We start from the raw sequence: 26571 nt of genomic DNA, 5'->3' as shown, positions 1-26571 counted from the left end.
ACGGTGGGGAGCGGAGTCATTCGCTCCCCACCGTCGTTTGCCCTCCCGATCAAAAATTGTCCGGCGTCTTCGCCTTCTCCCGCGCACTCTCCCGCGTGATCAGCCCCTTGCTGATCAGATCCTTCAGGCACATATCCAGCGTCTGCATCCCCAGCGACCCCCCGGTCTGAATCGACGAATACATCTGCGCCACCTTGTCCTCGCGGATCAGGTTACGGATCGCCGACGTGCCGATCATGATCTCGTGGGCCGCGACACGGCCTCCGCCGACCTTCTTCAACAGCGCCTGAGACACGATGGCGTGGAGCGACTCGGAGAGCATCGAGCGGATCATCGACTTCTCCTGCGCCGGAAACACATCGACGATACGGTCGATGCTCTTGGCAGCGGACGTAGTGTGCAGCGTGCCGAACACCAGGTGGCCGGTTTCGGCTGCCGTCAGCGCCAGGCGAATGGTCTCCAGGTCGCGCAGCTCGCCCACCAGAATCACGTCAGGGTCTTCACGCAGGGCCGAACGCAGCGCTTCGGCGAAACCGTGGGTGTCGCGATGGACCTCGCGCTGGTTGATCAGGCTTTTCTTGGACTCGTGAACGAACTCGATCGGGTCTTCGATCGTGAGGATGTGGTGATGCTTGTTGCTGTTCAGGTAATCGACCATCGCCGCAAGGGTGGTCGACTTGCCCGAGCCGGTCGGACCGGTCACCAGCACCAGGCCGCGGGGCACGTCGGTAATCTTGCGAAACACTTCGCCCATGCCCAGCTCTTCCATGCTCAGGACCTTCGACGGAATGGTCCGGAACACCGCGCCGGCGCCGCGATTCTGGTTGAACGCGTTGACCCGGAAGCGCGCCACGCCCGGCACTTCGAAGGAAAAGTCTGTCTCCAGATCCTCCTCGAAGTCCTTGCGCTGCCTGTCGTTCATGATGTCGTAGATCAGCGCCTGGACCTCTTTCTGGTCCAATGCGGGCAGGTTGATCCGCCGCACATCGCCATCGACGCGAATCATCGGTGGCAGGCCGGCAGAGAGATGCAAGTCCGACGCGCCTTGCTTGGCACTGAAGGCCAGCAGCTCGGTAATATCCATACAGCTCCTCATCACATAGAATGCCGCAGACTTTAGCCCTGCTGGCGCAAATCAATGTCCACGATAGCAGAGAACATTTCAACGCTCGCCGAGCGAATTCGTAGCGCGGCGCAAGCGGTGCAGCGCGACCCGGGCTCTGTCGGCCTGTTGGCGGTGAGCAAGACCAAACCGGCGAGCGACCTGCGGGAAGCCTACGACGCCGGCCTCCGCGATTTCGGCGAGAACTACCTTCAGGAAGCCCTCGGCAAACAGGCCGAATTGAACGACCTGCCCTTGATCTGGCATTTCATCGGCCCCATCCAGTCCAACAAGACTCGCGCCATCGCCGAGAATTTTGCTTGGGTGCATTCCGTGGACCGTCTGAAAATCGCACAACGGCTGTCCGAGCAGCGGCCGCCAGCACTGCCGCCGCTGAACATCTGCATTCAGGTCAACGTCAGCGGCGAGGCCAGCAAGTCAGGCTGCAGCCCTGAAGACCTGCCCGCACTGGCCCAGGCCATCAGCGCGCTGCCGAATCTGAAACTGCGCGGCCTCATGGCCATTCCCGAACCTACCGACGACCGCGACGAACAGAACGCTTCGTTCGCCGCCGTCAGCACGCTGCAGGCACAACTTGGCCTGCCGCTGGACACGCTTTCCATGGGCATGAGCCACGACCTCGAAGCCGCCATCGCACAAGGTGCGACCTGGGTGCGGATCGGCACTGCCCTCTTCGGCGCCCGCCATTATGGGCAGCCTTAACCTTTGCCCCACAGGAAACCGTTCATGAGCAAAACCCGTATCGCGTTCATCGGCGCCGGCAACATGGCCGCCAGCCTGATTGGCGGCATGCGCGCCCAAGGCGTCGACGCTGAGCTGATTCGTGCCAGCGATCCTGGCGCAGAAACCCGCGAGCGCGTGGCAAAAGAACACGGCATCAAGGTGGTCGCCGACAACGCCGAAGCCATCGAAGGCACCGATGTGGTGCTGCTGGCGGTCAAGCCGCAAATGATGAAGTCCGTGTGCGAAGCGCTGAAACCGGCGCTCAAGCCTCAACAACTGATCGTGTCGATCGCCGCCGGGATTACCTGCGCCAGCATGCGAGCCTGGCTGGGCGAGCAACCCCTCGTACGCTGCATGCCAAACACGCCCGCACTGCTGCGCCAGGGTGTCAGCGGCCTTTACGCCACCGCCGATGTCACTCAGGCACAGCGCGAGCAGGCCGAGACGTTGCTGTCGGCGGTCGGGATTGCCCTGTGGGTCGATGAAGAAGCACAGATCGACGCGGTGACTGCGGTATCAGGCAGCGGCCCGGCGTATTTCTTCCTGCTGATCGAGGCGATGACCGCCGCAGGCGTCACGCTCGGGCTGCCGGCTGACGTTGCCAGCAAGCTCACCCTGCAAACCGCGCTGGGCGCCGCACTGATGGCCACCGGCAGCGACGTCGATGCGGCAGAGCTGCGTCGCCGAGTGACATCGCCTGCGGGCACCACCGAAGCGGCCATCAAATCGTTCCAGGCCGATGGCTTCGAAGCAATTGTGGAGAAGGCGCTGGGCGCTGCCGCACATCGCTCCGCCGAACTCGCCGAACAGCTGGGCAAATAAGGAGCAACACATGAATGCACTCACCGGCGCCACGATTTTCGTCATCCAGACGCTCATCAGCCTGTACCTGACCATCGTTCTGCTGCGCTTCGTGCTGCAGTTGGTCAAAGCCAACTTCTATAACCCGCTGTGCCAGTTCGCTGTTCGTGCGACCCAGCCGTTGCTCAAGCCTATCCGGCGCATCGTGCCGAGCGTTTTCGGGCTCGACACGTCCTCGCTGCTGCTGGCGATCGTCATTCAGGCGCTGTTGATGGCCTTCGTGCTGATGATGACCTACGGCACCATCGGCGATATCCCACACCTGTTGATGTGGTCGATCATCGGCATCACGTCGCTGCTGCTGAAGATCTTCTGGGTGGCGATGATCATCATGGTCATCGTGTCGTGGATTGCTCCGGGCAGCCACAACCCGGCGGCCGAGCTGGCCTATCAGATCAGCGAGCCGATTCTGGCGCCGTTCCGCCGCATCATCCCCAACCTGGGCGGCATGGACATCTCGCCGATCTTCGCCTTTATCGCGATTCAGGTGCTGCAGTCCTACGTCATGCCTGCGCTGGCGGCCTATACCGGCATGCCGCAAGAGCTGTGGCGTTTGATCTGACAGCCGCCGCATGCAGCAAATGGGAATGCGGTAACTCTGACCGTAGGACCGGCTTCAGCCGGGAAGCTTTTGATCTTGGGGCGACGGCACCAGCAGCCGTCGCCCTTTTCCCCGCCTCATGAATGTCGCGCGGGCAAAAACCCAAAGCGTCACCCTCCGCGCATTCAGCCATTTAGTTTGTTGCCGCACCCCGGCGCGATCTTTAGACTTACGCCTCATTTCAGCGAGAGCAGGTCGATGTCCACGGTCTTTCCCAAAGATTCTGTCGGTCTAGTCACGCCGCAAACGGCGCATTTCAATGAGCCGCTGGCCTTGGCCTGCGGGCGTTCGTTGCCAGCCTACGATCTCATCTACGAAACCTACGGTCAGCTCAACGCCGCCAAGAGCAACGCGGTGCTGATTTGCCACGCGCTTTCGGGTCATCACCACGCGGCGGGCTATTACAGCGCCGAAGATCGCAAGCCGGGCTGGTGGGACAGCTGCATCGGGCCCGGCAAGCCGATCGACACCGATAAGTTCTTCGTCGTCAGCCTGAACAACCTCGGCGGCTGCAACGGCTCCACCGGCCCCAGCAGCCTCAACCCGGAAACCGGCAGACCTTTTGGTGCCGACTTCCCGGTGTTGACGGTCGAAGACTGGGTGCACAGCCAGGCGCGTCTGGCCGACCGGCTGGGCGTCGATCAATGGGCGGCCATCGTCGGCGGCAGTCTGGGCGGCATGCAGGCGCTGCAATGGACGATCACCTACCCCGAGCGCGTGCGTCATTGCCTGGCGATTGCTTCCGCGCCCAAGCTGTCGGCGCAGAACATCGCGTTCAACGAAGTCGCGCGGCAAGCGATCCTGACGGACCCGGAATTCCACGGCGGCTCGTTTCAGGAGCACGGCGTGATCCCCAAACGCGGCCTGATGCTGGCGCGCATGGTCGGGCACATCACGTACCTGTCCGATGATTCGATGGGTGAGAAATTCGGCCGGGGCCTGAAGAACGAAAACCTCAACTACGACTTCCACAGCGTGGAATTCCAGGTCGAAAGCTACCTGCGGTACCAGGGCGAGGAGTTTTCCGGGCGCTTCGACGCCAACACCTATCTGCTGATGACCAAGGCGCTGGACTACTTTGATCCGGCCGCCAACTTCAACGACAACCTCGCCGCCACCTTCGCCAATGCCAGCGCCAGGTTCTGCGTGATGTCGTTCACCACTGACTGGCGCTTCTCCCCGGCCCGCTCGAGGGAACTGGTCGACGCGCTGATGGCGGCGAAAAAGGATGTCTGTTATCTGGAGATCGATGCGCCCCAGGGACACGACGCCTTCCTGATCCCGATCCCGCGCTACTTGCAGGCCTTCTCCAGCTACATGAACCGAATTGCACTCTGAGGACACCATGAGAGCCGACCTGGAAATCATCCAAGACTGGATACCGGCAGGCAGCCGTGTGCTCGACCTCGGCTGCGGCGACGGCGAATTGCTCGCCTGGCTGCAGGAGCACAAGCAAGTGACGGGCTATGGCCTGGAAAACGACGCCGACAACATTGCGCGTTGCGTGGCGCGAGGCGTCAATGTCATCGAACAGGATCTGGACAAGGGGCTGGGCAACTTCGCCAGCAACAGTTTCGATGTGGTGGTCATGACCCAGGCGCTTCAGGCCGTGCACTACCCGGATCGCATCCTCGACGAAATGCTGCGCGTCGGCCGCCAGTGCATCATCACCTTCCCCAACTTCGGGCACTGGCGCTGCCGCTGGTACCTGGCGAGCAAAGGGCGGATGCCGGTTTCCGAATTCCTGCCGTACACGTGGTACAACACCCCGAACATCCACTTCTGCACCTTCGAAGATTTCGAAGAGCTGTGCCGGGGTCGCTCGGCGAAGGTCATTGATCGGCTCGCGGTCGATCAACAGCATCGGCACGGCTGGGCCAGCAAGCGTTGGCCTAATCTGTTGGGTGAAATCGGCATCTACCGCGTCAGCAGCCCAGGCTTGCAGGACCATCAGATTGCCGTGTGACCTGCGCCGCAGGGCGTTAATGCCCTGTCGGCCAGCGCCAGCACTCAGGTAAAAGCAGGCAACAGCCACACACTGGCTCAGCTTCAATCAGCAGATTTTCACGCAGCCGTTTTCACGCAGTCGATTTTCACGGACTCATCATGAATCTCACCCACCTTGTACTGGCCAGCCATAACGCCGGCAAACTCAAAGAACTTCAGGCCATGCTCGGCGCCAGCGTTCAGCTGCGCTCGATCGGCGAGTTCAGCACCGTGGAGCCCGACGAAACCGGGCTGTCGTTCGTCGAGAACGCCATCCTCAAGGCGCGAAACGCCGCACGTATTTCCGGCCTGCCGGCGCTGGCCGATGATTCGGGGCTCGCGGTGGATTATCTGGGCGGTGCGCCGGGCATCTATTCCGCGCGTTACGCCGACGGACAGGGCGATGCGGCGAACAACGCCAAATTGCTGGACGCCCTCAACGACGTCCCCGCCGAACAACGCGGCGCCCAGTTCGTCTGCGTTCTGGCCCTGGTGCGCCACGCCGACGACCCGCTGCCGATCCTCTGCGAAGGCCTGTGGCACGGCCGCATCCTCACCGCCGCCAGCGGCGAGCACGGCTTTGGTTATGACCCATTGTTCTGGGTGCCGGAGCGCAACTGCTCAAGCGCCGAACTCACCCCGGCCGACAAGAACCAGATCAGCCACCGCGCCCGCGCCATGGCCATCCTGCGTCAGCGTCTGGGCCTGAGCCCTGATCAGCAATGACTCAGGATTCCACCACCCGGCCGCTGATTCTCGGCGCGGCCGGCTTCACGACAGAGCCGTCGCGGGCGCCCCTTGCCGAGCTGCCGCCGCTGTCGCTGTACATCCATATCCCATGGTGCGTACGCAAATGCCCGTACTGCGATTTCAACTCCCACACGGCGAGCCCGGTGTTGCCGGAGCAGGAATACGTCGACGCGCTGCTGGCCGATCTCGACCAGGACCTGCCCCACGTCTACGGCCGCGAGCTGAGCACGATCTTTTTCGGTGGCGGCACGCCCAGCCTGTTCAGCGCCGATGCGCTGGGCCGCCTGCTGAGCGGCGTTGAACAACGCATTCGCTTCGCCCCAGACATCGAGATCACGCTGGAAGCCAACCCCGGCACCTTCGAGCAGGTGAAATTCAGCGCCTATCGCGGTCTAGGCATCAATCGTCTGTCCATCGGCATCCAGAGTTTTCAGGAGGCCAAGCTCAAAGCGCTGGGGCGTATCCATAACGGCGATGAGGCCGTGCGGGCTGCCGACATGGCGCGTCGGGCGGGTTTTGATAATTTCAACCTGGACCTTATGCACGGTCTCCCGGACCAGTCCCAGGAAGACGCCCTCGGCGACCTGCGTCAGGCGATCGCCCTCGCCCCGACCCACCTGTCCTGGTATCAGCTGACCCTTGAGCCGAACACGGTGTTCTGGAATCAGCCGCCCACGCTGCCGGAAGATGACATCCTTTGGGATATTCAAGAGGCCGGTCAGACGCTGCTTCGGGAAAACGGCTACGGCCAATACGAAGTGTCGGCCTACGCCCAGCCGGGACGCGAAGCACGGCATAACCTGAATTACTGGAGCTTCGGGGACTTTATCGGGATCGGCGCAGGCGCCCATGGCAAGCTCAGCCATCCGGACGGGCGCATCATCCGCACCTGGAAAACCCGACTGCCCAAGGATTACCTCAACCCGGCCAAGGCTTATCAGGCTGGCGAAAAGCGGCTGCCACTGGATGAGATGCCCTTTGAATTCCTGATGAACGCCCTGCGCCTGACAAAGGGCGTGGACGCTGCATTATTTCAGCACCGCACCGGTCTAAGCGTCGATTCGCTGGCCAGCGCCCGTCTTGAGGCCGAACAACGCGGCTTGCTGGAGACCGATCCGGCACGGCTGGTGGCGACCGCTCGCGGCCAGTTATTCCTCAACGACTTGCTGCAGCACTTTCTTCTGTAAGGCTCAACATTAAGGACACTGAATGGAATTCGTACTCGACTTGCTGGCCACCGTCTCGCGCTGGAGTCGCAGCAATTTGTCGGAAATCGCCTTGGCGTTGGTCGGCTGCCTGCTGATTCTGTTCGGGACCGACATCAAGGGCTGGATCGAAGGCCGCCTCGGCAGCTTTGCCGGCGCGTTGCGCATTCCGATCATGGCGCTGCTCTGCACCGTTGGCAGCGGCGCTGCGCTGATTTATGCCACGCCGTGGGTCGTGCGAGGCCTGAGCCAGTTCAACAACTACAGCCTGGCGCCGGTGTTGGTGGTGGTGCTGGTGTTGATCGGGGTGGTGGCGGATCGGAAATAACCGACCGGAATGCAAAAGCGCCCTTGCCCGCGATGGCGGGAAGGGCGCTCAAGAAATCACACTCCGCTGTTGCCGCGTGCGATCAATCCATCAGCGAATGCTCTGGATGCTGCCTTTGTTGCCGGTCACTTTTACGTTCACTTGCTTGAAGATGAAGTAATCGTTGACGGTGACTTCATAACGCGGCGCGACGATCAGGTCGGAACCGGACGATTTGACCGCCTTGAACGCTGCGGCTGCTTTGGTGGAGGAGATCGGGTCCGGCAGAGGAAGGCCCATGCCACCGCCGCTCGCGCCGCCGTAGGTCACGCCGTCCGCAAACTGCGTGTCGCCGCCGATGTTCAACCAGCCGAACAGAACATTGGTGGATGACTCGCCGCTGATGGCTTCACCGACTTTGACGTCAGCCTTCAGATCAGTCTTCACGTCGCCGGACAGCGAAGCGCTTGGCTGGCTGACGTTGTAGCTGACACAGCCGCTGGTGGTCGCAATCAGCGTGGCGATCGCAGCCATTTGCCAAAACTTGTTCATCTTTATTCCTCGTCATCGATATGGATATATGCAACGGCGGGGACTATGAAGATCAGAACTGAAAATGGATGTCGGACGATTCCGAAGACCCTGTAGCCTTCTTAGGAAGAAATCGAAGGGTTCGTCGTACAAGGCAATTATCGGCTGAAATGTGCTGTAAAAACTCAAAAGCGGCCGCTATTGGGCCGCTCCTGGTCAAGAAGTGATCAGGCCAGCTTCTCGAACTTCAGATCCCAGACCCCGTGACCGAGGCGTTCGCCACGGCGCTCGAACTTGGTGATCGGACGTTCCGCAGGGCGCGGAACGCATTTGCCGTCCTCGGCCAGGTTGCGGTAACCCGGGGCCACATTCATGACTTCCAGCATGTATTCGGCATACGGTTCCCAGTCGGTCGCCATGTGCAGCACGCCGCCCGGCTTCAACTTGGTGCGCACCAGTTCGGCAAATTCGGCTTGAACGATACGGCGCTTGTGATGGCGCGACTTGTGCCACGGGTCCGGGAAGAACAGCATCAGCCGGTCCAGGCTGTTGTCGGCCACACAACGGTTGAGCACTTCGATCGCATCGCAATCGTAAACGCGCAGGTTGGTGAGACCTTGGGTCAGCACGCCGTTGAGTAAAGCGCCAACCCCCGGACGGTGCACTTCCACGCCGATGAAATCCTGCTCTGGCGCGGCGGCGGCCATTTCCAGCAGCGAGTGCCCCATGCCGAAACCGATTTCGAGAGTGCGCGGGGCCGAACGACCAAACACTTCGTCGAAATCAACGGGGGCGTCCGCCAGCGGCAGCACGAACAACTCCTTACCCTGATCCAGGCCACGTTGCTGACCTTCGGTCATGCGACCGGCGCGCATCACGAAGCTCTTGATGCGGCGGTGATGGCCGTCATCGCCTGGCGCTTTGGCATTTTCGTCATTCATCACTTCATCGTCCGGAAGTGGGTCGGGCGTTTGCGAATCAATCATCAACAGGCTCTTACTTGATCAGACCATCCAGCGGCGAGGACGCGCTGGCATAGAGTTTCTTGGGCATACGACCGGCCAGGTAAGCCATGCGTCCCGCCAGAATGGCGTGCTTCATGGCTTCGGCCATCAGCACCGGGTGCTGCGCGTGAGCGATGGCCGAGTTCATCAGCACCGCTTCGCAACCCAGCTCCATGGCAATAGTAGCGTCGGAAGCAGTGCCGACACCCGCATCTACCAGCACCGGGACTTTCGATTCTTCAAGGATGATCTGCAGGTTGTACGGGTTGCAGATCCCCAGGCCAGTACCGATCAGGCCCGCGAGGGGCATCACCGCGCAGCAACCGATTTCGGCGAGCTGGCGGGCAATGATCGGGTCATCGCTGGTGTAGACCATGACGTCGAAGCCGTCCTTCACCAGCGTTTCGGCTGCCTTGAGGGTTTCGATGACATTAGGGAACAGGGTTTTCTGGTCAGCGAGGACTTCCAACTTGACCAGATTGTGGCCATCGAGCAGCTCGCGGGCCAGGCGGCAAGTGCGCACGGCCTCGATGGCGTCGTAGCAACCGGCGGTGTTCGGCAGGATGGTGTAGCGATCCGGCGGCAGCACGTCGAGCAGGTTCGGTTCGCCCGGGTTCTGCCCCAGGTTGGTCCGGCGCACGGCAACGGTCACGATCTCGGCGCCCGAGGCTTCGATGGCCAGTCGGGTCTGTTCCATGTCCGTGTACTTGCCAGTGCCGACCAGCAGGCGCGACTGAAAAGTACGACCGGCCACGGTAAACGGCTTGTCGCTGCGAACGTTGCTCATCTGAAATCCTCTTTACGGTTGAGGTTCTTGCAGTGCTTGCGGATCAGGCCGACAGCACGTCGAAGGCTAGCCGCCACCGATGGCGTGTACCACTTCGACCTGATCGCCCTCGGACAGCGTCGTGGCGGCATGCTGGCTGCGCGGGACGATGTCCAGATTGAGCTCGACGGCGACTCGGCGCCCGGTCAGATCCAGACGTGTCAGCAATGCCGAAACGGTCTCGCCGTCGGGCAGCTCAAAGGATTCACCGTTCAACTGAATGCGCATGCGAGGGGGCAGCCATCATTTTAGGGGGCGAGCATTCTAGCCCGATCGGGCGGTATGACCAAGGCAAAGCCACGCCATTCGTCTCAGGCGTGGCCGAGGGTTGCTGCGCGCTCGACATGAGCGCACGCATTCGGGATCAGAGCGTGTCGAGGCCCAGGCGCCAGGCTGTCCAACCGAGAATCGCCCAGCCGATCAGGAAAAACAGGCCGCCGAAGGGGGTGATGATGCCCAGCTTGGTCGCGCCGGTCAGCGTCATCAGGTAGAGGCTGCCGGAAAACAGGATGATGCCCAGTGTGAAGGAGATGCCTGCGTAGGTGACGAGCCGGCCCTGGATCTGCATCGCCAGCAGCGCCACGCCGAAAATTGCCAGGGCATGAATCAGTTGGTAGAGCACGCCAGTGTGGAAAACCGCGAGGTACTCGGGTGTCAGGCGGTTTTTCAGGCCATGGGCGGCGAACGCGCCAAGGGCGACGCCGGTGAATCCGAAGAAGGAGGCCAGCATCAGAAAGGTTCGTAACATGTACAACTCCAGGCAAGTTCAATGACGCGTCGTCTGTATAATGGCCCGCTCAACCGGTTCGGCCAAGCCATCTCTATGCTGCAATTACTTCTCCGTCGTGTCGCCAAAGGCCTGCTCTGGTTCGCAGCGGCAAGTGTCGTGCTGGTACTGATTTTCCGGTGGGTACCTCCTCCGTTCACTGCGTTGATGGTCGAACGCAAGATCGAATCCTGGTTCGACGGTCAGCCCATTGACCTGCAACGCGACTGGGAGTCATGGGACAACATTTCCGACGACCTGAAAATCGCTGTCATTGCCGGCGAGGATCAGAAGTTCGCCGAGCACTGGGGTTTCGATATCGACGCCATTCAGGCGGCACTGGTTCACAACGAACGGGGCGGCTCCCTGCGCGGGGCCAGTACGCTGAGCCAGCAGGTGTCGAAAAACCTGTTTCTATGGTCGGGCCGCAGCTACTTCCGCAAGGGCCTGGAGGCCTGGTTCACCGGGCTGATCGAGGTGTTCTGGTCCAAGCAGCGCATTCTTGAGGTCTACCTGAACAGCGTGGAATGGGACGACGGCGTCTTCGGCGCCCAGGCCGCTGCGCAGCATCACTTTCATGTGAATGCGAGCCAGCTTTCCACGCAACAGGCCAGCTATTTCGCCGCCGTCCTGCCCAATCCGCGGGAGTGGAGCGCCAGCCACCCCACCAGCTACGTCTCACGCCGCGCAGGCTGGATCCGCCAGCAGATGCGTCAGTTGGGTGGGGATGAGTATTTGATGGGGTTGAATCACAGTCGCAAGTGGTAAGCCCAAGTCTGGCTTTATAGCTTTCGTAGGACTGGCTTTAGCCGGGAAAGCGTTACGCGTCACGCCGCAATCCTAATGGTGCTCAACCCGGCCTCTTCCCGGCTGAAGCCGGTCCTACTCAGAAACCGCGTCCACCTTGCGGGATGGGCAGGGTCAGATTCGCGTTCACGCTGTTAGTAGTTTCCGCATCAGGCGCAATACGTCCCACAAACAAAAACGCCCCGATCACTTCGGGGCGTTTTGCGTTTCGGCGCGGCGATCAGGCAGCGATCGACAGCTTCAGCTTGTTCATCGCGCTCTTTTCGAGCTGACGAATACGCTCGGCAGAGACGTTGTACTTCTCGGCCAGGTCGTGCAGCGTCGCCTTTTCTTCCGCCAGCCAGCGCTGGTACAGAATGTCGCGGCTGCGGTCGTCGAGCACATTCAACGCTTCGTGCAGGTTGGCCGTCGAGCTGTCAGTCCAGTCGGAATCTTCCAGCTGACGCGCCGGATCGTAACGATGGTCTTCCAGGTAGTTGGCCGGCGACTGGAAGGCGCTGTCGTCGTCGGCTTCTGCCGCCGGGTCGAACGCCATGTCGTGGCCGGTCAGACGACTTTCCATCTCGCGCACTTCGCGGGGCTCAACGCCGAGGCTTTCCGCCACGCGATGCACTTCTTCGTTGTTCAGCCAGGCCAGACGCTTCTTCTGGCTGCGCAGATTGAAGAACAGTTTGCGCTGAGCCTTGGTAGTTGCGACTTTTACAATGCGCCAGTTGCGCAGGATGAACTCGTGAATCTCGGCCTTGATCCAGTGCACTGCAAAGGACACCAGGCGCACGCCCATCTCGGGGTTGAAGCGCTTGACGGCCTTCATCAGGCCAACGTTACCTTCCTGAATCAGGTCAGCCTGAGCCAGTCCATAACCGGAATAACTGCGTGCGATATGCACGACAAATCGCAGGTGGGCGAGCACCATCTGCCGAGCCGCCCCTAAATCCTGCTCGTAATAGAGACTCTCGGCCAGTTCACGCTCCTGCTCAGGCGTCAGCAGTGGAATGCTGTTTACCGTATGCACATAGGCTTCCAGGTTTGCACCCGGAACCAAGGCATAAGCAGGTTGCAAAGAATTGGTCATACGAAAAAACCTCCGACACATAACTCGTGCAGTTCAGCACTGCGAAATTGACCGGGAACCGCTAGACAAGTTCCCTCAGCTGAAAAGTCAATAGGTGAAACAAAATTTACTCAAAACTCATGACAACACTACATTCACATCACTAACGAGGCGCCAGCTCTCTCAAATGGCGTGCCACTGCAATCCACGCACCGATATACCCCAACAACACCGCTCCAAGCAAGAGCGACACGCCGTCGGACACCGGCACGCCGGCAAGCGCAAAATCGCTGCCGTAGAGCCCAGCCAGTTTGACCACCGCATCGTTCAGCCAGTCTAGCCCAAAAGCCAGAACACCCCAGGAAAGCACCCCGGCGCCCAGCCCGTACAACGCCCCCATATAAAGGAAAGGCCGACGCACGTAGCTGTCTGTACCGCCTACTAACTTGATGACCTCGATTTCCGTACGACGGTTCTCGATGTGCAGACGAATGGTGTTGCCGATGACCAACAGCAGTGCCGCGACCAGCAAGACGGTCAGGCCGAAGACAAATCGGTCGCCCAGCTTCAGGATAGCGGCCAGCCGCTCAACCCAGACCAGGTCAAGCTGGGCCTGCTGCACCTTGGGCAACTCGGCCAGACGCGTACGTAATGCTTCCAGCGCGGCTTTGTCAACTTCCAGTGGCGTCACCAGCACAACGCCGGGCAGCGGGTTTTCAGGCAGTTCCTTCAACGCCTCGCCCAGACCGGACTGTTTCTGGAACTCGTTCAGTGCCTCATCGCGGCTGATGTACTCGGCATCAGCGACGCCGCCCATTTCCTTGATCTGACGGACAAGACCCTCGCCTTCACTCGGCGATGCGTCCAGTTGGAGGTACAGAGATATCTGCGCCGCACGCTGCCACGAACCGCCCAAGCGCTCGACATTGTTCAACAGCAATGACAGGCCCATCGGCAAGCTCAGCGCGATGGCCATGACCAGACAGGTAAAGAAGCTACCGATGGGCTGCTTGCCGAGACGGCGCAGGCTGTCCAGCAGGCTTGAACGGTGGGCCTCGATCCAGGCGTTGAACAACTCGCCGAAACTCGGGCCGTCATCGTCATCGCGTTTCTTTTTCTTTTGCGGCGCCGGGTCTGAGGCCTTGGGCGCTACACGTTCGGAAACCTTGGGACTGCGGGTGGCACTCATACGCCAGCCTCCCCGTCGCCGATCAATCGGCCGCGCTGCAACGTCAGCATGCGGTGGCGCATCCGCGCGATCAGTGCCAGGTCGTGGCTCGCAATCAGCACACTGGTGCCCAGTCGGTTGATGTCTTCGAACACGCCCATGATTTCGGCGGCGAGTCGCGGGTCGAGGTTACCGGTGGGTTCGTCCGCCAGCAGCAGCGCCGGGCGGTGAACAATGGCGCGAGCAATGCCGACGCGCTGTTGCTGACCGGTGGACAAATCGCCCGGGTACAGCTCGGCTTTGTCGGACAGCGCCACGCGCTCAAGGGCCGAATCGACGCGTTTGACCACTTCGGTCTTGGACAGGCCGAGGATCTGCAGCGGCAGCGCGACGTTATTGAACACCGTGCGATCAAACAGCAGCTGGTGGTTCTGGAACACGACGCCGATCTGACGACGCAAAAACGGAATCTGCGCGGTGCTGATCTGACCCAGGTCCTGACCTGCCAGCAACAGCTTGCCGGTGGTCGGACGTTCCATCGCCAGGAGCAGGCGCAGCAAGGTGCTCTTGCCCGCGCCGGAATGGCCGGTCACAAACAGAAATTCGCCACGACGTACTCGAAAGCTCAGCTCATGCAAGCCGACGTGTCCGTTCGGATAGCGTTTACCGACCTGTTCGAAACGAATCATGGGCGCTCCCGCTCGGCGAATAGGGCTTGGACGAACGGTTCGGCTTCGAAGGTTCGCAGATCGTCGATGCCTTCACCGACACCAATGTAGCGAATCGGCAGGCCGAACTGCTTGGCCAGGGCGAAGATCACGCCGCCCTTGGCCGTCCCGTCGAGCTTGGTCAGCGCGAGGCCGGTCAGCTGGACAGTCTGATTAAACTGCTTGGCCTGATTGATCGCGTTCTGGCCTGTGCCGGCGTCCAGCACCAGCAGGACCTCATGGGGCGCGTCGGCGTCGAGCTTGCCGATCACGCGGCGAACCTTCTTCAACTCTTCCATCAGGTTGTCTTTGGTGTGCAGACGGCCCGCCGTGTCGGCGATCAGCACGTCGATACCGCGCGCCTTGGCGGCCTGCACAGCATCAAAAATCACCGAAGCCGAGTCAGCACCCGTGTGCTGGGCGATCACCGGAATCTTGTTGCGTTCGCCCCAGACCTGCAGTTGCTCAACGGCTGCAGCGCGGAAGGTGTCGCCCGCCGCCAGCATGACCTTCTTGCCTTCCATCTGAAGCTTCTTGGCGAGCTTGCCGATGGTGGTGGTTTTACCCGCGCCATTGACGCCGACGACCAGGATCACGAATGGCTTGTGCTGCGAAGTGATGACCAGCGGTGCTTCCACTGGTTTGAGCATTTCGGTCAGTTCGTTTTGCAGCGACTTGTACAGCGCGTCGCTGTCGGTGAGCTGCTTGCGCGCCACTTTCTGCGTCAGGTTGCGCACGATCGCCGACGTTGCTTCCACACCGACATCTGCGGTCAACAGCCGGGTCTCCAGCTCGTCGAGCATGTCGTCGTCGATGGCTTTTTTGCCGAGGAACAGACTGGCCATGCCTTCGCCAAGGCTGGCGCTGGTTTTCGACAGGCCCTGCTTCAGACGCGCGAAAAAACCAGGCTGCTTGGGTGCCGGGGACCCTTCAAAAGGGACTGGTGGTACGTTGGTTTCAAGAACGGGCACGGCGGCCGCGGCTGGAACCAGCGGCGCAGTGGTCAACGGCGGCGTCAGCGCAGGAAGATCATTGCCGCAAACCGGATCAGGCAGCGCGACGGGGGTCGGCTCGATGGACGGAGCCACTTCAAACGAGCGGGTGTCGATGACCGCCGGCTGAGCGGGGGCTTGCGCCAATGGAGTCGCTGCGGATTCCACGTTGGACTCGGTGTGAACCGGAATCGACGGCGTAACGTGAGGCTCGCGCTCATCGGTGAAAGCCACTGGCTCTTCAGCAACAGGCAGGTGCAGCCAAGGATCTTCGACCGGGGCCGAAAGCGCTTCAGTCGTAGCTGTTTGTGGCAAGGGCTGCGGCGCGGTTTGCGGCGCGCGCTCGGCCGGGATGACCGGGGCGTTGTGCTGCTCAGCAACAGCCGGGGCCTGATCGGGCACGGACTCTGGCGCTGGTGCGGGGGTGTTCTGAGGCGGCTCGGGAGTGACTTCCTGCGGCTTTTTGCGCAGCCATCCGAACAGGCCTTTTTTCTCGCCAGCCGGGGCTGGGGTCTTCTTGTCGTCGTTGGAACCAAACATGGAGGACGGCTATCTCACGGTAACGACGCGCCAGAGCGGCGCCTCTGAAAAATTCTGTATGGGAAACAGACTGCTTTTAGGTCCGCTTGTTCAGCGTTCGCCCTGCCACAGGGGCGGCGCAGTCCCATTGAGCGCACTGCTCGGCCATTTCTTACGAAGCAGGCTTCCGACGCTGACATCTTAGTCATGGTCGTCAGGCAAACTCGCCGCTATCCTAACACCCCCGCGCCCGCTGACGCTAAGCAGGCCGTCTCCAAGGTTCAAATCACGAATGAATGCTCTAGCCCGCTGTGCCGCAGGCCTGCTGCTCAGCACAATCTGTTTGCCCTTCGCCGCATTGGCTGCCGACCCACAACCCACCACCGAATTCAGGCTGGACAACGGCCTGAAGGTCGTCGTGCGTGAAGATCACCGCGCACCGGTCGTGGTTTCGCAGGTCTGGTACAAGGTTGGCTCCAGCTACGAGACGCCTGGACAGACGGGCCTTTCCCATGCGCTGGAACACATGATGTTCAAGGGCAGCTCGAAGGCGGGTCCGGGCGAAGCGTCGCTGATCCTGCGCGACTTGGGCGCCGAAGAGAACGCCTTCACCGGCGACGACTACACCGCTTATTACCAGGTCCTGGCTCGTGATCGACTGGCGGTTGCCTTCGAACTGGAAGCCGACCGCATGGCCACCCTGCGCCTGCCGCCTGAAGAGTTCGCCCGGGAAATCGAAGTCATCAAGGAAGAGCGCCGCCTGCGCACCGATGACAAGCCGAACGCCAAGGCCTACGAGCGCTTCAAGGCCATCGCCTACCCCGCCAGCGGCTACCACACGCCGACCATCGGCTGGATGGCGGACCTTGAGCGCATGAAGGTCGAGGAGCTGCGCCACTGGTATGAATCCTGGTACGTACCCAACAATGCCACGCTGGTGGTGGTGGGCGACGTGAAGCCCGATGAGGTCAAGGCCCTGGCTGAGCGCTTCTTCGGCCCGGTTCCGCGCCGCGATGTACCGCCCTCGAAAAAGCCGCTGGAGCTGGCCGAACCTGGTCTGCGCCAGATCACTGTGCATGTCGCCACGCAGATGCCGAGCCTGATGTATGGCTTCAACGTGCCGAGCCTGGCCACCGCCACCGATCCACAGTCGGTCAACGCACTCCGCCTGATTTCGGCCTTGCTCGACGGTGGCTACAGTGCGCGCATTCCGACCCGCCTGGAGCGCGGCGAAGAACTGGTGACCGGCGCTTCGTCCGACTACGACGCCTACACCCGCGGCGACAGCCTGTTCACCCTCAGCGCCACACCCAATCAACAGAAGAAGAAAACCCTCGCCGACGCTGAAGCCGGTATCTGGCGCCTGCTCGACGAGCTGAAAACCAAGCCGCCCGCCAAGGAAGAGCTGGAACGGGTCCGGGCCCAGGTGATCGCCGGGTTGGTCTATGAGCGCGACTCCATTACCAGTCAGGCCAGCACCATTGGCGAACTGGAAACAGTGGGCCTGTCCTGGAAGCTCATCGATCAGGAACTGGCAGGGCTGCAAAGCGTGACGCCGGAAGACATCCAGAAAGCCGCCCGTACTTACTTCACCCGCGAGCGCCTTGCCGTTGCGCATGTTTTGCCTGAGGAGAAAGCCCAATGAGCCAGCGCTACGAATCCCGCTTTGCGCGAACGCGGGCCTGCTCATTCGCACTCGCCGTAACGCTTGGTCTGTTAGGTGCCCCATGGGCGATGGCAGAGACCGCCGCCGAAGCCCCGAAAGCCATCGACAAGGCGGCCAGTACGCTGGAGTCCCTGAAGGAACTGGACGGTAAAGCGCCGGCGCGCCGTTCGCTGAACATCCAGTCGTGGAATACCGCCGAAGGCGCTCGCGTGCTCTTTGTTGAAGCCCATGAGCTGCCAATGTTCGACATGCGCCTGCTGTTCGCGGCCGGTAGCAGTCAGGATGGCGCCACCCCCGGCATCGCGCTGGTCACCAACGCGATGCTCAACGAAGGCATCAAAGGCAAGAACGTCAGCGCCATCGCCGAAGGTTTCGAAGGGCTGGGCGCTGATTTCGGCAACGGCTCCTATCGCGACATGGCAATCGCTTCGCTGCGCAGCCTGAGCGCCGCCGACAAACGCGAGCCCGCGTTGAAACTGTTTGCCGACGTGGTGGGCAAACCGACATTCCCGGCGGACTCGCTGGCGCGAATCAAAAACCAGTTGCTGGCGGGCTTTGAATATCAGAAGCAGAACCCGGGCAAGCTGGCAGGCGACGAGCTGTTCAAGCGGTTGTACGGCGATCATCCCTACGCGCACCCGAGCATGGGCACGGCTAAAAGCATCGCGCCTCTGACGTTGGCTCAACTGAAGGCCTTTCATGCCAAGGCCTACGCCGCTGGCAACGCAGTGATCGCGCTGGTTGGCGACCTGACGCGCGCAGAAGCCGAAGCGGTAGCAACCCAAGTGTCCGCCGCGCTGCCGAAAGGCCCGGCGCTGGCACAAACCGTTGCCCCGACCGAGCCCAAGCCGAGTGAAACCCACATCGAGTTCCCGTCCAAGCAGACGCACCTGATGCTGGCTGAACTGGGCATTACCCGAGGCGACCCTGACTACGCGGCCCTGTCACTGGGCAACTCGATCCTCGGTGGCGGCGGCTTCGGCAGCCGCCTGATGACCGAAGTCCGGGAAAAACGCGGCCTGACCTACGGTGTGTCTTCAGGCTTCACGCCGATGCAGGCACAGGGTCCGTTCATGATCAGCCTGCAGACACGGGCCGAACTGAGCGAAAACACCCTGAAGCTGGTCAAGGACATTACCCGTGACTTCCTTGCCAACGGCCCGACCCAGAAAGAGCTCGACGATGCCAAGCGCGAACTGGCCGGCAGCTTTCCTCTGGCGACCGCCAGCAATGCGGCCATCGTTGGCCAACTGGGCGCGGTCGGCTTCTATAATCTGCCGCTGACCTACCTGGAAGATTTCATGACGCAGTCCCAGAGCGTGACGGTCGAACAGATCAAGACCGTGATGAACAAACATCTGGACGCTGACAAGCTGGTGATCGTGACCGCAGGTCCGACCGTCCCGCAGAAGCCGCTGCCACCCCCTACCGACAAACCCGCTGAGCAACCGCTCGGCGTTCCGGAGCACTGATGACCTCGACTTCCAAGCCGCCGCGTATCCACAAAGGGCACAAAATCCACACGGGCCTCGGCCAACTGCGGATCATCGGCGGCGAATGGCGCAGTCGGCGTCTGAGTTTCCCTGACGCCCCCGGTCTGCGCCCGACGCCGGACCGTGTGCGGGAAACCCTGTTCAACTGGCTGGCGCCGTACATCGAGGGCGCGCGCGTCCTCGATCCGTTCGCCGGCAGCGGCGCGCTGTACCTTGAAGCCCTGTCGCGCGGCGCCAGCATGGGCTTGGCGCTGGACACCAACTCCATGGCGATCTCCAGCCTGCGCGAACACCTCGGCACGCTGCGTTGCACCGTCGGCAAAACCGCGACGGGCGACGCACTCCGCCATCTGGAAACCCAGCCGGCTGAACAGTTCGACGTGGTCTTCCTCGACCCGCCGTTCCACCAGGATTTGCTGATGCCTGCGTGCACGTTGCTGGAAGAGCGCAACTGGCTGGCGGACAGCGCGTGGATCTACACCGAAAGCGAGACCGCGCCGTCGACGCTGGGCATGCCTGCCAACTGGCGCCTGCACCGTGAGAAGAAAGCCGGTCAGGTTCACTACGCGGTGTGGGAACGAAGTGCCGTCGCGAGCTGACCTTCCCGTGTTCGTCCCGGCCTTCGGCCTGGGCAACCCGCACTTGCAGACGCTGTGGGGACCGCTCTGGCGTCCGACCACGCACCTCGAGCGTAGGCGTGAGCGCATCTGGCTGGAAGACGGCGATTTCCTCGACATGGACTGGCACGGCCCGCACGACGCAAACGTGCCGGTCGTGCTCGTGCTGCACGGTCTGACCGGCTCGTCCAACTCCCCCTATGTCGCCGGGCTGCAGCACGCCATGGAAAAACGCGGCTGGGCGAGCGTCGCCCTCAATTGGCGAGGTTGCTCGGGGGAGCCAAACCTGTTGCCCCGCAGCTATCACTCGGGGGCCAGTGAAGACCTTGCCGCCGTAATCGATCATCTGCGCAAGGCAAGACCGTTGGCGCCGCTTTACGCGGTCGGGTATTCCCTCGGCGGCAACATCTTGCTCAAGCACCTCGGCGAAACCGGGCTCGACAGCCACCTGCAAGGCGCTGCGGCGGTGTCGGTGCCGTTTAGGCTGGATGAATGCGCCGACCGAATCGGGCTGGGGTTTTCCAGGGTTTACCAGCGGCACTTCATGCGCGAGATGATCGGCTACATCAAGGACAAGCAGAGACGCTTTCAGCATGAAGGTCTCAGCGATGGCCTTGCAGAACTCGCGGCGCTGGGTTCGCTGAAAGACATGCGCACATTTTGGGATTTCGACGGCCGTGTGACAGCGCCACTGAATGGATTCGTGGACGCCCATGATTACTACCGGCGCGCCTCCGGTCGGTACTTCCTCGGCGCCATCCGTACGCCCACCCTGCTGATCCAGTCCCTGGACGACCCGTTCGTGTTCAAGCACAGCCTGCCTGAAGCCTCTGAGCTGTCGTCCAGCACCGCGTTCGACCTGCAGAAAAAAGGCGGGCATGTGGGTTTTGTCGGCGGCACCATCAGAACGCCGACGTATTACCTGGAGCAGCGGATTCCGGCGTGGCTGGCGGACGTCCATGGCGCGCAGATAAACCGCTAACGTCTGCACGATCGTTCAAGACACTTATGCGCCGCCCGCTTACCATCCGGGGCATAAGGAGAAAAACCATGTCCCGTTACCCATTCTTCGTCCGCGGCCTTCGCGACAGCGTGCCGATGCTGGTCGGCATTGCACCGTTCGGCATTATCTTCGGCACCCTCGCCGGCGTGGGCGGGCTGACGTTATGGCAGGCCGTCGGCATGTCGATGTTCGTTTACGCAGGGTCGGCGCAATTCATCGTCATCAGCCTGATGGGCGCCGGGGCCGGCGCGGTGGTGATTCTGTTGACGACCTTCATCGTCAATCTGCGCCATGTGCTGTACAGCGCCACCTTGCAGCCACAGGTTCAGGGACTGCCACAGCGCTGGCGACTGTTGCTGGCGTTCTGGCTGACGGACGAAACCTTCGCGATCGTCCAACGCCACTACCTGGTCCACGGCCGGACGCCACTCGCACATTGGTACTGGCTGGGTGTCGCGAGTTCGCTGTATGCCTGCTGGGTCAGCAGCTCGCTGGTGGGCGTGCTGTTTGGTCAGGCTTTTCCCGATATGGCCAGCTGGGGCCTGGAGTTCGCGATGCTGGCGACCTTCATAGGCATCGTCGTGCCCCTGCTGCGCAACCAGCCGCAGATTGCCGCCGCGTTGGTCGCCGGCGCAGTTGCCCTGCTGACGTGGTCGTGGCCCTACAAGCTGGGGCTCATGGCCGCGGCCTTCAGTGGCATCACAGCGGGGGTGCTTCTGGAAAGACGGCAGCCAGAAAGGCAGGACGAGATGCACCCGGACGAGGTGCGCCCATGACGTACTGGTGGCTGATTATGGGCATGGCTGCGATCACTTTTCTGATGCGCTACAGCCTGTTCGCTTGGCCGAACCTGCGTTTCTCGCCGCTGGTGCGCCAAGGCCTGCATTACGTACCCACCGCCGTGCTGACGGCCATCGTCGTGCCTGGCATGTTGCTGCCCGACGGCGCGCATTGGCAGCTGTCCCTGGACAACGCCTATTTGCTGGCCGGGATCGTGTCGATTGGCATTGCGGCCATGAGCCGCAATCTCCTGGCGACCATCGGCGGCGGGTTGCTGGTGTTCTTCTTGCTGCGCTGGGCGATGGGGCAGATGTGAGGCACACACGCCGCCACCTCAGTCCCCGGTCGCGACGCCCCGCTGCGGATCATTGATCCACTCGCTCCACGAGCCCGCGTACAGCGCCCCCAACGGATACCCGGCGAGGGCCAGGGCAAACAGGTTGTGACAGGCCGTCACGCCGGAACCGCAATAAGCGACCAGCGCTTCTGCAGGGCGACCATGCAGCGCCTCGGCGAACCGCTGCTTCAGCTGCTCCGGTGGGAGAAACCGGCCATCCGGCCCGAGGTTGTCGGTGAATGCCGCGCACTGCGCGCCCGGAATGTGCCCCGCGATAGGATCGATGGGCTCGACCTCACCCCGGAACCGCGCGGGTGCACGCGCATCGACCAAGGTCATGGCGGGATCGCCGATGCGGGCCTTTAGCTGCCCGGCCGTCAGCACCATCGCGTCATCCGGCACGCCGTCGAACGAACCCTCGGGCTGATGCGGCGGATCAAGACTCAGCGGTAGACCCGCCCCATGCCAGGCTTTGAGCCCGCCATCGAGCACAAAAACGCCGTCGCGCTTGCCCAGCCACGCCAGCAACCACCAGGCTCGGGCGGCATAAGCACCCGGGCCATCGTCGTACAGCACGATGTCGCTCTGATCGTTCACACCCCAGAAGCGCAAGCGCTCGATCAGCCGCTGGGGATCCGGCAGCGGGTGGCGACCGGTGACACCTTTGGTGATGGACCCACTGAGGTCATTGAGCAAATCAGCGTAAGAAGCCCCTTCGATATGGCCCTCTGCGTAGCTGCGCTGGCCGTAGTCCAGATCGTCCAGCGACGAACGACAATCCAGTATCACTAGCCCGGGCCGGGTCAGGCGTTCTGACAATTGTTGCGGGCTGATCAGTTGCGCGATGGACATGACAGGCTCCTGCAGGCAGTAAAAAATGGCGATATGACAATCAGTTCAGACAGCCAGGCTGATTCAGCCGGCGTCTTCCAGTGCCTTGGCCAATGGCACATAAAACTCCGCGCACAGCGCATTCACCGCTTCCCGCGCCTGGGGCGTCACGTAGGCCAGTTCCAGCATCAGCACCTGATAGACCCCGCGACGAATCGCGTCCTCATTCGGGTGCGCGGCGTTTTCCCGCGTGGTGCACAGAAAACGTACCCATGACGTGAGGATGATCCAGGCATTGAGCGTCAGTGATTCGATCTGCACCTTATCCATGCTCAGAATCTGCGCGTCGACAAAGCCGCTGTAAATGGACATCGCCTTGATCAGGCAGTGTTGGGAAAAGCGTCGGTAGCGCACCGCCAGCTCTGGATCGGTTTCAAGCAGATGCTCGAGGTCGCGGTGCAGAAAACGATAGCGCCACATGCCGTCGAGAATCGCCATCAAGTAATGGCGCTTGTCTTCAACACCCGGCAGGCGACCCTTGGGCGGGTGCAGAAAGCTGTCGACCAGCGTTTCGTATTCAGTGAACAACTCGGCGATGATCGCCTGCTTGTTGGGGAAGTGGTAGTACAGATTGCCAGGCGACATTTCCATGTGCGCAGCGATGTGATTGGTGCTGACGCCGCGCTCGCCCTGCTGATTGAACAGCTCCAGGCTGCTGTGCACGATGCGTTCACGGGTGTTGATGCGTACGGTTTTGATGCGCGGCGCCATGTTCAACTCGAACGTCGAAACGTAACAGGGATGTGCCGGATCTTAACGCAAGCGTTGGGCCCGTTGCAGACTTCATCGCTCCAGGGCAGTCGCCAGCCTGATCCGAACCACCGCTGCGACGCCGATACCCAGCCCGGCTGCCGCCAGCATGTTGATCAAGATGACGCCGCGCAGCCCGATCGGCGCTGTCAGTATCCCGACGAGCAGACCGGCCAGCGGTTGCGACAGGTTGTTCAGCAGTGTGATGACGCCCACGGTCTTGCCGAAGTCGCGCGCGGGGATGACCCGCTGACGGATGCTGCGCATGTACACGTTGAACATCTTGTCGAAGCCGACGATCAGCAGAAAGCCGACAAGGTAGACCTCGGATGACGCGCTCGTGGCGGTAATGAATGCCCCCAGCAGCAAGGCAATGTATGACATCGCACCGAGCAGTTTCAGCGGCAGGCTGACCCGTGCCAGGACAAACAGAATTCCGATGGTCAGCAAGGCGCCCGCCGCCTGCAGCCCAGCGTAGTAATCTTTACTCTCACTGAATGAGCCGATGACCATCGCCGCCGAGCTGGCCAGCGTGACACCGACGATCAGGTTGACGCCGACCGCCAGCAAAATGATCTTCTTCAGCTCGGCCAATCGGAAGATGTGTCCGAAGGCGATTTTCAACGGCTGTGTCCAGCGGCCTACGTCCTGATCGAACCGCTCCAGCGTAATATTGCTGTTGCGCTGCCAGACTCGCATGGCGAGATCCGCCGCGACGAAAACCAGCGCCACGCCGATGACAACGCCCCACCACGGGCAGATTTCCAGCGCCAGCGCCGCCAGCAAAGGCCCGAGCACCAGGCCGGTCTGGTCGGCAATCTGTGAGTAGGACAGCGTCTTGCCGTAGCGGTAATCCGGGAAAATATGCGGCATCACCACTTCCCGGGCCATGATCCCCTGGGTGGTCAGGACGCCACAGACCGCCGACAGAATGATCAGCCAGTAGATCCCGCCAAACAGGCCATATAGCCCCATTGCGGCCAGGCAGATAACAGCCCGGTAAACCTGACTGATGTGCAGCAGCCGGATGGGCGAGTATTTATCGCAAAGCGCGCCGCAAACCGGGAATGCAAGGAAGCGCGGCAATGTCTCGACGAAGAACGCCAGCCCCGCCAGGGAAGCGCTGTTGGTGGTCTGGAAAACAATCAGCGGCACCAGAAACAGGAGCACCTGATCGGCGAGACGAGACAGGAAAAGGGAAAGAAAAAACGCCAGATAGTCCGTGCGCATTGAGACTCCGTGTCAGGTGGTGCGGGGCGGCAGTTCAGTTTTTGCCCGGACAGTCTGGCGTGCGCCTGCGAGCGAATGCAAGGGCCGTTGACTTCATAGAGCAATGACTCTAAAAGCACTGCATAACTTCAACAAGGACCGCCGCGATGCCCGTCGACTCTAATCTTCTGCCATATGCAGACGACGCTCCTTGCCCGCGCCGCCATCTGGAGCAGGTATTCGACGAACAACGACGCGCATTCGCCGCCAATCCGATGCCGGTCCTGCAAGAGCGCAAACAATGGCTCGATCGCTTGCACACGCTGCTCAGCAGCGAGCGCCAGGCGATCATTGATGCAATCAACGCTGATTTCAGCCACCGCAGCGCCGACGAAACGCTTCTCGCCGAGCTGATGCCCTGCCTGCACAACATCCGTCACGCCCAGCGTCATTTGAAGAAATGGATGCGGCCCGCCCGCCGAAGCGTCGGCATGGCGTTCCAGCCCGCCAGCGCCAAAGTCGTTTACCAGCCATTGGGCGTGATCGGCGTGGTGGTGCCTTGGAATTACCCGCTGTACCTGGCCATCGGGCCGCTGGTGGGCGCACTGGCGGCGGGTAACCGCGTGATGCTCAAGCTCAGCGAATCCACGCCCGCCACCGGCGCGCTGCTGAAAAGCCTGCTGGCGCGGGTGTTTGCGGAAGATCACGTCAGCGTTGTACTGGGCGAGGCGGAGGTTGGCGTGGCCTTCTCGATATTGCCGTTTGATCACTTATTGTTCACGGGCGCCACCAGCGTCGGGCGGCATGTCATGCGCGCGGCGGCGGACAACCTCACGCCGGTGACGCTGGAGCTGGGCGGAAAATCCCCCTCCATCGTGTCCCGCGACGTACCGCTCAAGGACGCCGCCGAGCGCATCGCTTTCGGCAAAACCCTCAACGCCGGACAAACCTGCGTGGCTCCCGACTACGTGCTGGTGCCCAAGGATCGCGTTGACGAATTCGTCGAATCCTACAAGGAGGCGGTCACACGGTTTTATCCGACATTGACGGATAACCCGGACTACACCGCGATCATCAATCAGCGGCATGTCGCACGCCTGAATTCGTATCTCGCCGACGCGCAAGCCAAAGGTGCTCGGGTGATTCAGCTTTTCCCCGAGGGGCAGGACAGGAGGATGCCGTTCAGCCTGATTCTGGATGTGAGCGACGACATGCTGATCATGCAGGACGAGATCTTCGGCCCGCTGCTGCCGATCGTGCCCTACGACCAGATCGAGCAGGCGTTCGCCTACATCAATCAGCGGCCCAGGCCACTGGCGCTGTACTACTTCGGCTACGAACGGCATGAACAGAGCCGCGTGCTGGAGCAGACGCATTCGGGCGGCGTCTGCTTGAATGACACCCTGCTCCATGTCGCCCAGGACGACTTGCCTTTCGGCGGCATCGGCGCGTCAGGCATGGGCCATTACCACGGACACGAGGGGTTTTTGACGTTTAGTCATGCCAAAGGCGTGTTGATCAAACAGCGGTTCAACGCGGCGCGGCTGCTCTACCCGCCCTATGGAAAGGCGATCCAGACGCTGATTCAGCGACTGTTCGTGCGCTGATGCGCTTGCGAATTCTGACTGACCCAACGCCCCCGTGCATTGGGCTGGCTGTGGAACATTGTGGGACTGGCTTTAGCGCGTCACACCGCAAATCTGACGGTGCCCACACTGGCCGCTTCCCGGCTGAAGCCGGTCCCACTATTTGAACGCGATCGTCCTGTAGCACAGGCTTTAGCCGGGAAGACGTCTCGCGTCAGACCGCAAATCTGACGGTGCCCACACTGGCCTCTTCCCGGCTGAAGCCGGTCCCACTATTTGAACGCGATCGTCCTGTAGGACTGGCTTTAG

At 61.5% G+C, this 26571-nt stretch carries 28 protein-coding genes and 1 pseudogene; 16 read left to right on the top strand and 13 right to left on the bottom strand.

Features of this window, described 5'->3' with window-relative positions; genetic code table 11:
* Positions 1 to 49: 49 nt before the first annotated feature.
* Entirely contained in the window at positions 50 to 1084 is a 1035-nt protein-coding gene (locus tag QWI18_RS23015; RefSeq protein WP_065991152.1) for a type IV pilus twitching motility protein PilT, read from the bottom strand.
* 54 nt (positions 1085 to 1138) lie between these two features.
* Here QWI18_RS23015 and QWI18_RS23010 point away from each other — a divergent pair, with 54 nt between their 5' ends.
* From QWI18_RS23010 to QWI18_RS22975, 8 genes are all read left to right on the top strand, one after another.
* Positions 1139 to 1825 (top strand): YggS family pyridoxal phosphate-dependent enzyme, encoded by a 687-nt coding sequence (locus QWI18_RS23010; protein ID WP_369319945.1) that lies wholly within the window; start codon positions 1139 to 1141, stop codon positions 1823 to 1825.
* A 24-nt stretch (positions 1826 to 1849) separates the two neighbouring features.
* Complete coding sequence (gene proC, locus QWI18_RS23005; protein WP_369319944.1) at positions 1850 to 2668, top strand: pyrroline-5-carboxylate reductase; 819 nt, start codon at positions 1850 to 1852, stop codon at positions 2666 to 2668.
* Between the two features lie 10 nt (positions 2669 to 2678).
* Positions 2679 to 3269, top strand: coding sequence for a YggT family protein (locus QWI18_RS23000; protein ID WP_369319943.1), 591 nt, complete (start codon positions 2679 to 2681; stop codon positions 3267 to 3269).
* A 237-nt stretch (positions 3270 to 3506) separates the two neighbouring features.
* The gene (locus tag QWI18_RS22995; RefSeq protein WP_369319942.1) at positions 3507 to 4646 is read left to right on the top strand and encodes a homoserine O-acetyltransferase; all 1140 of its coding nucleotides are present in this window, start codon (positions 3507 to 3509) and stop codon (positions 4644 to 4646) included.
* Between the two features lie 7 nt (positions 4647 to 4653).
* Positions 4654 to 5274, top strand: a complete 621-nt coding sequence (gene metW / locus QWI18_RS22990) for a methionine biosynthesis protein MetW (protein ID WP_065991140.1) — start codon at positions 4654 to 4656, stop codon at positions 5272 to 5274.
* 137 nt (positions 5275 to 5411) lie between these two features.
* The gene (gene rdgB, locus QWI18_RS22985) at positions 5412 to 6020 is read left to right on the top strand and encodes an RdgB/HAM1 family non-canonical purine NTP pyrophosphatase (RefSeq protein WP_369319964.1); all 609 of its coding nucleotides are present in this window, start codon (positions 5412 to 5414) and stop codon (positions 6018 to 6020) included.
* Positions 6017 to 7231 (top strand): radical SAM family heme chaperone HemW, encoded by a 1215-nt coding sequence (hemW, locus tag QWI18_RS22980; protein WP_369319941.1) that lies wholly within the window; start codon positions 6017 to 6019, stop codon positions 7229 to 7231. The genes rdgB and hemW overlap by 4 nt, the downstream gene beginning before the upstream one ends.
* A 22-nt stretch (positions 7232 to 7253) precedes the next feature.
* Positions 7254 to 7577 (top strand): DUF3392 domain-containing protein, encoded by a 324-nt coding sequence (locus QWI18_RS22975; protein WP_065991135.1) that lies wholly within the window; start codon positions 7254 to 7256, stop codon positions 7575 to 7577.
* A gap of 90 nt (positions 7578 to 7667) precedes the next feature.
* Here the strand turns inward: QWI18_RS22975 and QWI18_RS22970 are convergent, their stop codons facing one another.
* The 5 genes from QWI18_RS22970 to QWI18_RS22950 all read right to left on the bottom strand — a co-directional run bounded on the left by QWI18_RS22970 (position 7668) and on the right by QWI18_RS22950 (position 10665).
* On the bottom strand, positions 7668 to 8108 hold the full coding sequence (locus QWI18_RS22970) for a hypothetical protein (RefSeq protein WP_065991133.1): 441 nt from the start codon (positions 8106 to 8108) through the stop codon (positions 7668 to 7670).
* Positions 8109 to 8314: 206 nt separating this feature from the next.
* Positions 8315 to 9028, bottom strand: coding sequence for a tRNA (guanosine(46)-N7)-methyltransferase TrmB (gene trmB / locus QWI18_RS22965; RefSeq protein ID WP_369319963.1), 714 nt, complete (start codon positions 9026 to 9028; stop codon positions 8315 to 8317).
* A 55-nt stretch (positions 9029 to 9083) separates the two neighbouring features.
* Positions 9084 to 9878 (bottom strand): thiazole synthase, encoded by a 795-nt coding sequence (locus QWI18_RS22960; RefSeq protein WP_065991132.1) that lies wholly within the window; start codon positions 9876 to 9878, stop codon positions 9084 to 9086.
* A gap of 66 nt (positions 9879 to 9944) precedes the next feature.
* Positions 9945 to 10145 (bottom strand): sulfur carrier protein ThiS, encoded by a 201-nt coding sequence (gene thiS, locus QWI18_RS22955; RefSeq protein WP_065991131.1) that lies wholly within the window; start codon positions 10143 to 10145, stop codon positions 9945 to 9947.
* Positions 10146 to 10281: 136 nt separating this feature from the next.
* On the bottom strand, positions 10282 to 10665 hold the full coding sequence (locus QWI18_RS22950; RefSeq protein WP_065991125.1) for a DUF423 domain-containing protein: 384 nt from the start codon (positions 10663 to 10665) through the stop codon (positions 10282 to 10284).
* Between the two features lie 75 nt (positions 10666 to 10740).
* On the opposite strand from QWI18_RS22950, the gene mtgA reads away from it, so the two are divergent.
* Positions 10741 to 11451, top strand: coding sequence for a monofunctional biosynthetic peptidoglycan transglycosylase (gene mtgA / locus QWI18_RS22945; RefSeq protein ID WP_369319940.1), 711 nt, complete (start codon positions 10741 to 10743; stop codon positions 11449 to 11451).
* A gap of 259 nt (positions 11452 to 11710) precedes the next feature.
* Here the strand turns inward: mtgA and rpoH are convergent, their stop codons facing one another.
* The 4 genes from rpoH to ftsY all read right to left on the bottom strand — a co-directional run bounded on the left by rpoH (position 11711) and on the right by ftsY (position 15951).
* Positions 11711 to 12565: an RNA polymerase sigma factor RpoH gene (gene rpoH, locus QWI18_RS22940; RefSeq protein ID WP_065991120.1), complete on the bottom strand. Its 855-nt coding sequence runs from the start codon at positions 12563 to 12565 to the stop codon at positions 11711 to 11713.
* 142 nt (positions 12566 to 12707) lie between these two features.
* Complete coding sequence (gene ftsX, locus QWI18_RS22935) at positions 12708 to 13733, bottom strand: permease-like cell division protein FtsX (RefSeq protein ID WP_065991118.1); 1026 nt, start codon at positions 13731 to 13733, stop codon at positions 12708 to 12710.
* Complete coding sequence (gene ftsE, locus QWI18_RS22930; protein WP_037018829.1) at positions 13730 to 14401, bottom strand: cell division ATP-binding protein FtsE; 672 nt, start codon at positions 14399 to 14401, stop codon at positions 13730 to 13732. The genes ftsX and ftsE overlap by 4 nt, the downstream gene beginning before the upstream one ends.
* A complete protein-coding gene (gene ftsY, locus QWI18_RS22925) occupies positions 14398 to 15951 on the bottom strand; it encodes a signal recognition particle-docking protein FtsY (RefSeq protein ID WP_369319939.1) in 1554 nt (517 codons plus the stop codon). Before ftsY ends, ftsE begins: the two co-directional genes overlap by 4 nt.
* A gap of 271 nt (positions 15952 to 16222) precedes the next feature.
* On the opposite strand from ftsY, the gene QWI18_RS22920 reads away from it, so the two are divergent.
* The 6 genes and pseudogenes from QWI18_RS22920 (at position 16223) to QWI18_RS22895 (ending at position 21805) form a co-directional block, all read left to right on the top strand.
* On the top strand, positions 16223 to 17575 hold the full coding sequence (locus tag QWI18_RS22920) for a M16 family metallopeptidase (RefSeq protein WP_369319938.1): 1353 nt from the start codon (positions 16223 to 16225) through the stop codon (positions 17573 to 17575).
* 104 nt (positions 17576 to 17679) lie between these two features.
* A pseudogene (locus QWI18_RS22915) lies at positions 17680 to 19068 on the top strand (M16 family metallopeptidase); the annotation flags it as partial.
* Positions 19068 to 19688, top strand: coding sequence for a 16S rRNA (guanine(966)-N(2))-methyltransferase RsmD (rsmD, locus tag QWI18_RS22910; protein WP_065991110.1), 621 nt, complete (start codon positions 19068 to 19070; stop codon positions 19686 to 19688). The pseudogene QWI18_RS22915 and the gene rsmD, both read left to right, overlap by 1 nt.
* Entirely contained in the window at positions 19672 to 20688 is a 1017-nt protein-coding gene (locus tag QWI18_RS22905; RefSeq protein WP_369319937.1) for a hydrolase, read from the top strand. The genes rsmD and QWI18_RS22905 overlap by 17 nt, the downstream gene beginning before the upstream one ends.
* A 68-nt stretch (positions 20689 to 20756) precedes the next feature.
* The gene (locus QWI18_RS22900; RefSeq protein WP_369319936.1) at positions 20757 to 21485 is read left to right on the top strand and encodes an AzlC family ABC transporter permease; all 729 of its coding nucleotides are present in this window, start codon (positions 20757 to 20759) and stop codon (positions 21483 to 21485) included.
* Entirely contained in the window at positions 21482 to 21805 is a 324-nt protein-coding gene (locus tag QWI18_RS22895; RefSeq protein WP_369319935.1) for an AzlD domain-containing protein, read from the top strand. Before QWI18_RS22900 ends, QWI18_RS22895 begins: the two co-directional genes overlap by 4 nt.
* Positions 21806 to 21823: 18 nt before the next feature.
* Here the strand turns inward: QWI18_RS22895 and QWI18_RS22890 are convergent, their stop codons facing one another.
* The 3 genes from QWI18_RS22890 to QWI18_RS22880 all read right to left on the bottom strand — a co-directional run bounded on the left by QWI18_RS22890 (position 21824) and on the right by QWI18_RS22880 (position 24697).
* Positions 21824 to 22678 carry a sulfurtransferase gene (locus tag QWI18_RS22890; protein WP_369319934.1) on the bottom strand — a complete coding sequence of 285 codons (855 nt, stop codon included), beginning with the start codon at positions 22676 to 22678 and terminating at the stop codon, positions 21824 to 21826.
* A gap of 63 nt (positions 22679 to 22741) precedes the next feature.
* Complete coding sequence (locus tag QWI18_RS22885; protein WP_369319933.1) at positions 22742 to 23428, bottom strand: TetR/AcrR family transcriptional regulator; 687 nt, start codon at positions 23426 to 23428, stop codon at positions 22742 to 22744.
* A gap of 72 nt (positions 23429 to 23500) precedes the next feature.
* The gene (locus QWI18_RS22880) at positions 23501 to 24697 is read right to left on the bottom strand and encodes an MFS transporter (protein ID WP_192135549.1); all 1197 of its coding nucleotides are present in this window, start codon (positions 24695 to 24697) and stop codon (positions 23501 to 23503) included.
* 146 nt (positions 24698 to 24843) lie between these two features.
* Here QWI18_RS22880 and QWI18_RS22875 point away from each other — a divergent pair, with 146 nt between their 5' ends.
* Positions 24844 to 26283 carry a coniferyl aldehyde dehydrogenase gene (locus tag QWI18_RS22875; RefSeq protein WP_369319932.1) on the top strand — a complete coding sequence of 480 codons (1440 nt, stop codon included), beginning with the start codon at positions 24844 to 24846 and terminating at the stop codon, positions 26281 to 26283.
* Positions 26284 to 26571: the final 288 nt, after the last annotated feature.

This window comes from Pseudomonas sp. W2Oct36 (assembly GCF_041060465.1).
Taxonomy (GTDB): Bacteria; Pseudomonadota; Gammaproteobacteria; order Pseudomonadales; family Pseudomonadaceae; genus Aquipseudomonas; species Aquipseudomonas graminis_B.
Note: the sequence above shows the minus strand (reverse complement) of the source record. Positions and strands in the feature narration are given on the sequence as shown.

Coding starts and splice junctions, on each gene's coding strand:
- QWI18_RS23015 (WP_065991152.1), bottom strand. CDS start 1,084: ATGGATATTACCGAGCTGCTGGCCTTCAGTGCCAAGCAAGGCGCGTCG.
- QWI18_RS23010 (WP_369319945.1), top strand. CDS start 1,139: ATGTCCACGATAGCAGAGAACATTTCAACGCTCGCCGAGCGAATTCGT.
- proC (WP_369319944.1), top strand. CDS start 1,850: ATGAGCAAAACCCGTATCGCGTTCATCGGCGCCGGCAACATGGCCGCC.
- QWI18_RS23000 (WP_369319943.1), top strand. CDS start 2,679: ATGAATGCACTCACCGGCGCCACGATTTTCGTCATCCAGACGCTCATC.
- QWI18_RS22995 (WP_369319942.1), top strand. CDS start 3,507: ATGTCCACGGTCTTTCCCAAAGATTCTGTCGGTCTAGTCACGCCGCAA.
- metW (WP_065991140.1), top strand. CDS start 4,654: ATGAGAGCCGACCTGGAAATCATCCAAGACTGGATACCGGCAGGCAGC.
- hemW (WP_369319941.1), top strand. CDS start 6,017: ATGACTCAGGATTCCACCACCCGGCCGCTGATTCTCGGCGCGGCCGGC.
- QWI18_RS22975 (WP_065991135.1), top strand. CDS start 7,254: ATGGAATTCGTACTCGACTTGCTGGCCACCGTCTCGCGCTGGAGTCGC.
- QWI18_RS22970 (WP_065991133.1), bottom strand. CDS start 8,108: ATGAACAAGTTTTGGCAAATGGCTGCGATCGCCACGCTGATTGCGACC.
- trmB (WP_369319963.1), bottom strand. CDS start 9,028: ATGAATGACGAAAATGCCAAAGCGCCAGGCGATGACGGCCATCACCGC.
- QWI18_RS22960 (WP_065991132.1), bottom strand. CDS start 9,878: ATGAGCAACGTTCGCAGCGACAAGCCGTTTACCGTGGCCGGTCGTACT.
- thiS (WP_065991131.1), bottom strand. CDS start 10,145: ATGCGCATTCAGTTGAACGGTGAATCCTTTGAGCTGCCCGACGGCGAG.
- QWI18_RS22950 (WP_065991125.1), bottom strand. CDS start 10,665: ATGTTACGAACCTTTCTGATGCTGGCCTCCTTCTTCGGATTCACCGGC.
- mtgA (WP_369319940.1), top strand. CDS start 10,741: ATGCTGCAATTACTTCTCCGTCGTGTCGCCAAAGGCCTGCTCTGGTTC.
- rpoH (WP_065991120.1), bottom strand. CDS start 12,565: ATGACCAATTCTTTGCAACCTGCTTATGCCTTGGTTCCGGGTGCAAAC.
- ftsX (WP_065991118.1), bottom strand. CDS start 13,733: ATGAGTGCCACCCGCAGTCCCAAGGTTTCCGAACGTGTAGCGCCCAAG.
- ftsE (WP_037018829.1), bottom strand. CDS start 14,401: ATGATTCGTTTCGAACAGGTCGGTAAACGCTATCCGAACGGACACGTC.
- ftsY (WP_369319939.1), bottom strand. CDS start 15,951: ATGTTTGGTTCCAACGACGACAAGAAGACCCCAGCCCCGGCTGGCGAG.
- QWI18_RS22920 (WP_369319938.1), top strand. CDS start 16,223: ATGAATGCTCTAGCCCGCTGTGCCGCAGGCCTGCTGCTCAGCACAATC.
- rsmD (WP_065991110.1), top strand. CDS start 19,068: ATGACCTCGACTTCCAAGCCGCCGCGTATCCACAAAGGGCACAAAATC.
- QWI18_RS22900 (WP_369319936.1), top strand. CDS start 20,757: ATGTCCCGTTACCCATTCTTCGTCCGCGGCCTTCGCGACAGCGTGCCG.
- QWI18_RS22895 (WP_369319935.1), top strand. CDS start 21,482: ATGACGTACTGGTGGCTGATTATGGGCATGGCTGCGATCACTTTTCTG.
- QWI18_RS22890 (WP_369319934.1), bottom strand. CDS start 22,678: ATGTCCATCGCGCAACTGATCAGCCCGCAACAATTGTCAGAACGCCTG.
- QWI18_RS22885 (WP_369319933.1), bottom strand. CDS start 23,428: ATGGCGCCGCGCATCAAAACCGTACGCATCAACACCCGTGAACGCATC.
- QWI18_RS22880 (WP_192135549.1), bottom strand. CDS start 24,697: ATGCGCACGGACTATCTGGCGTTTTTTCTTTCCCTTTTCCTGTCTCGT.
- QWI18_RS22875 (WP_369319932.1), top strand. CDS start 24,844: ATGCCCGTCGACTCTAATCTTCTGCCATATGCAGACGACGCTCCTTGC.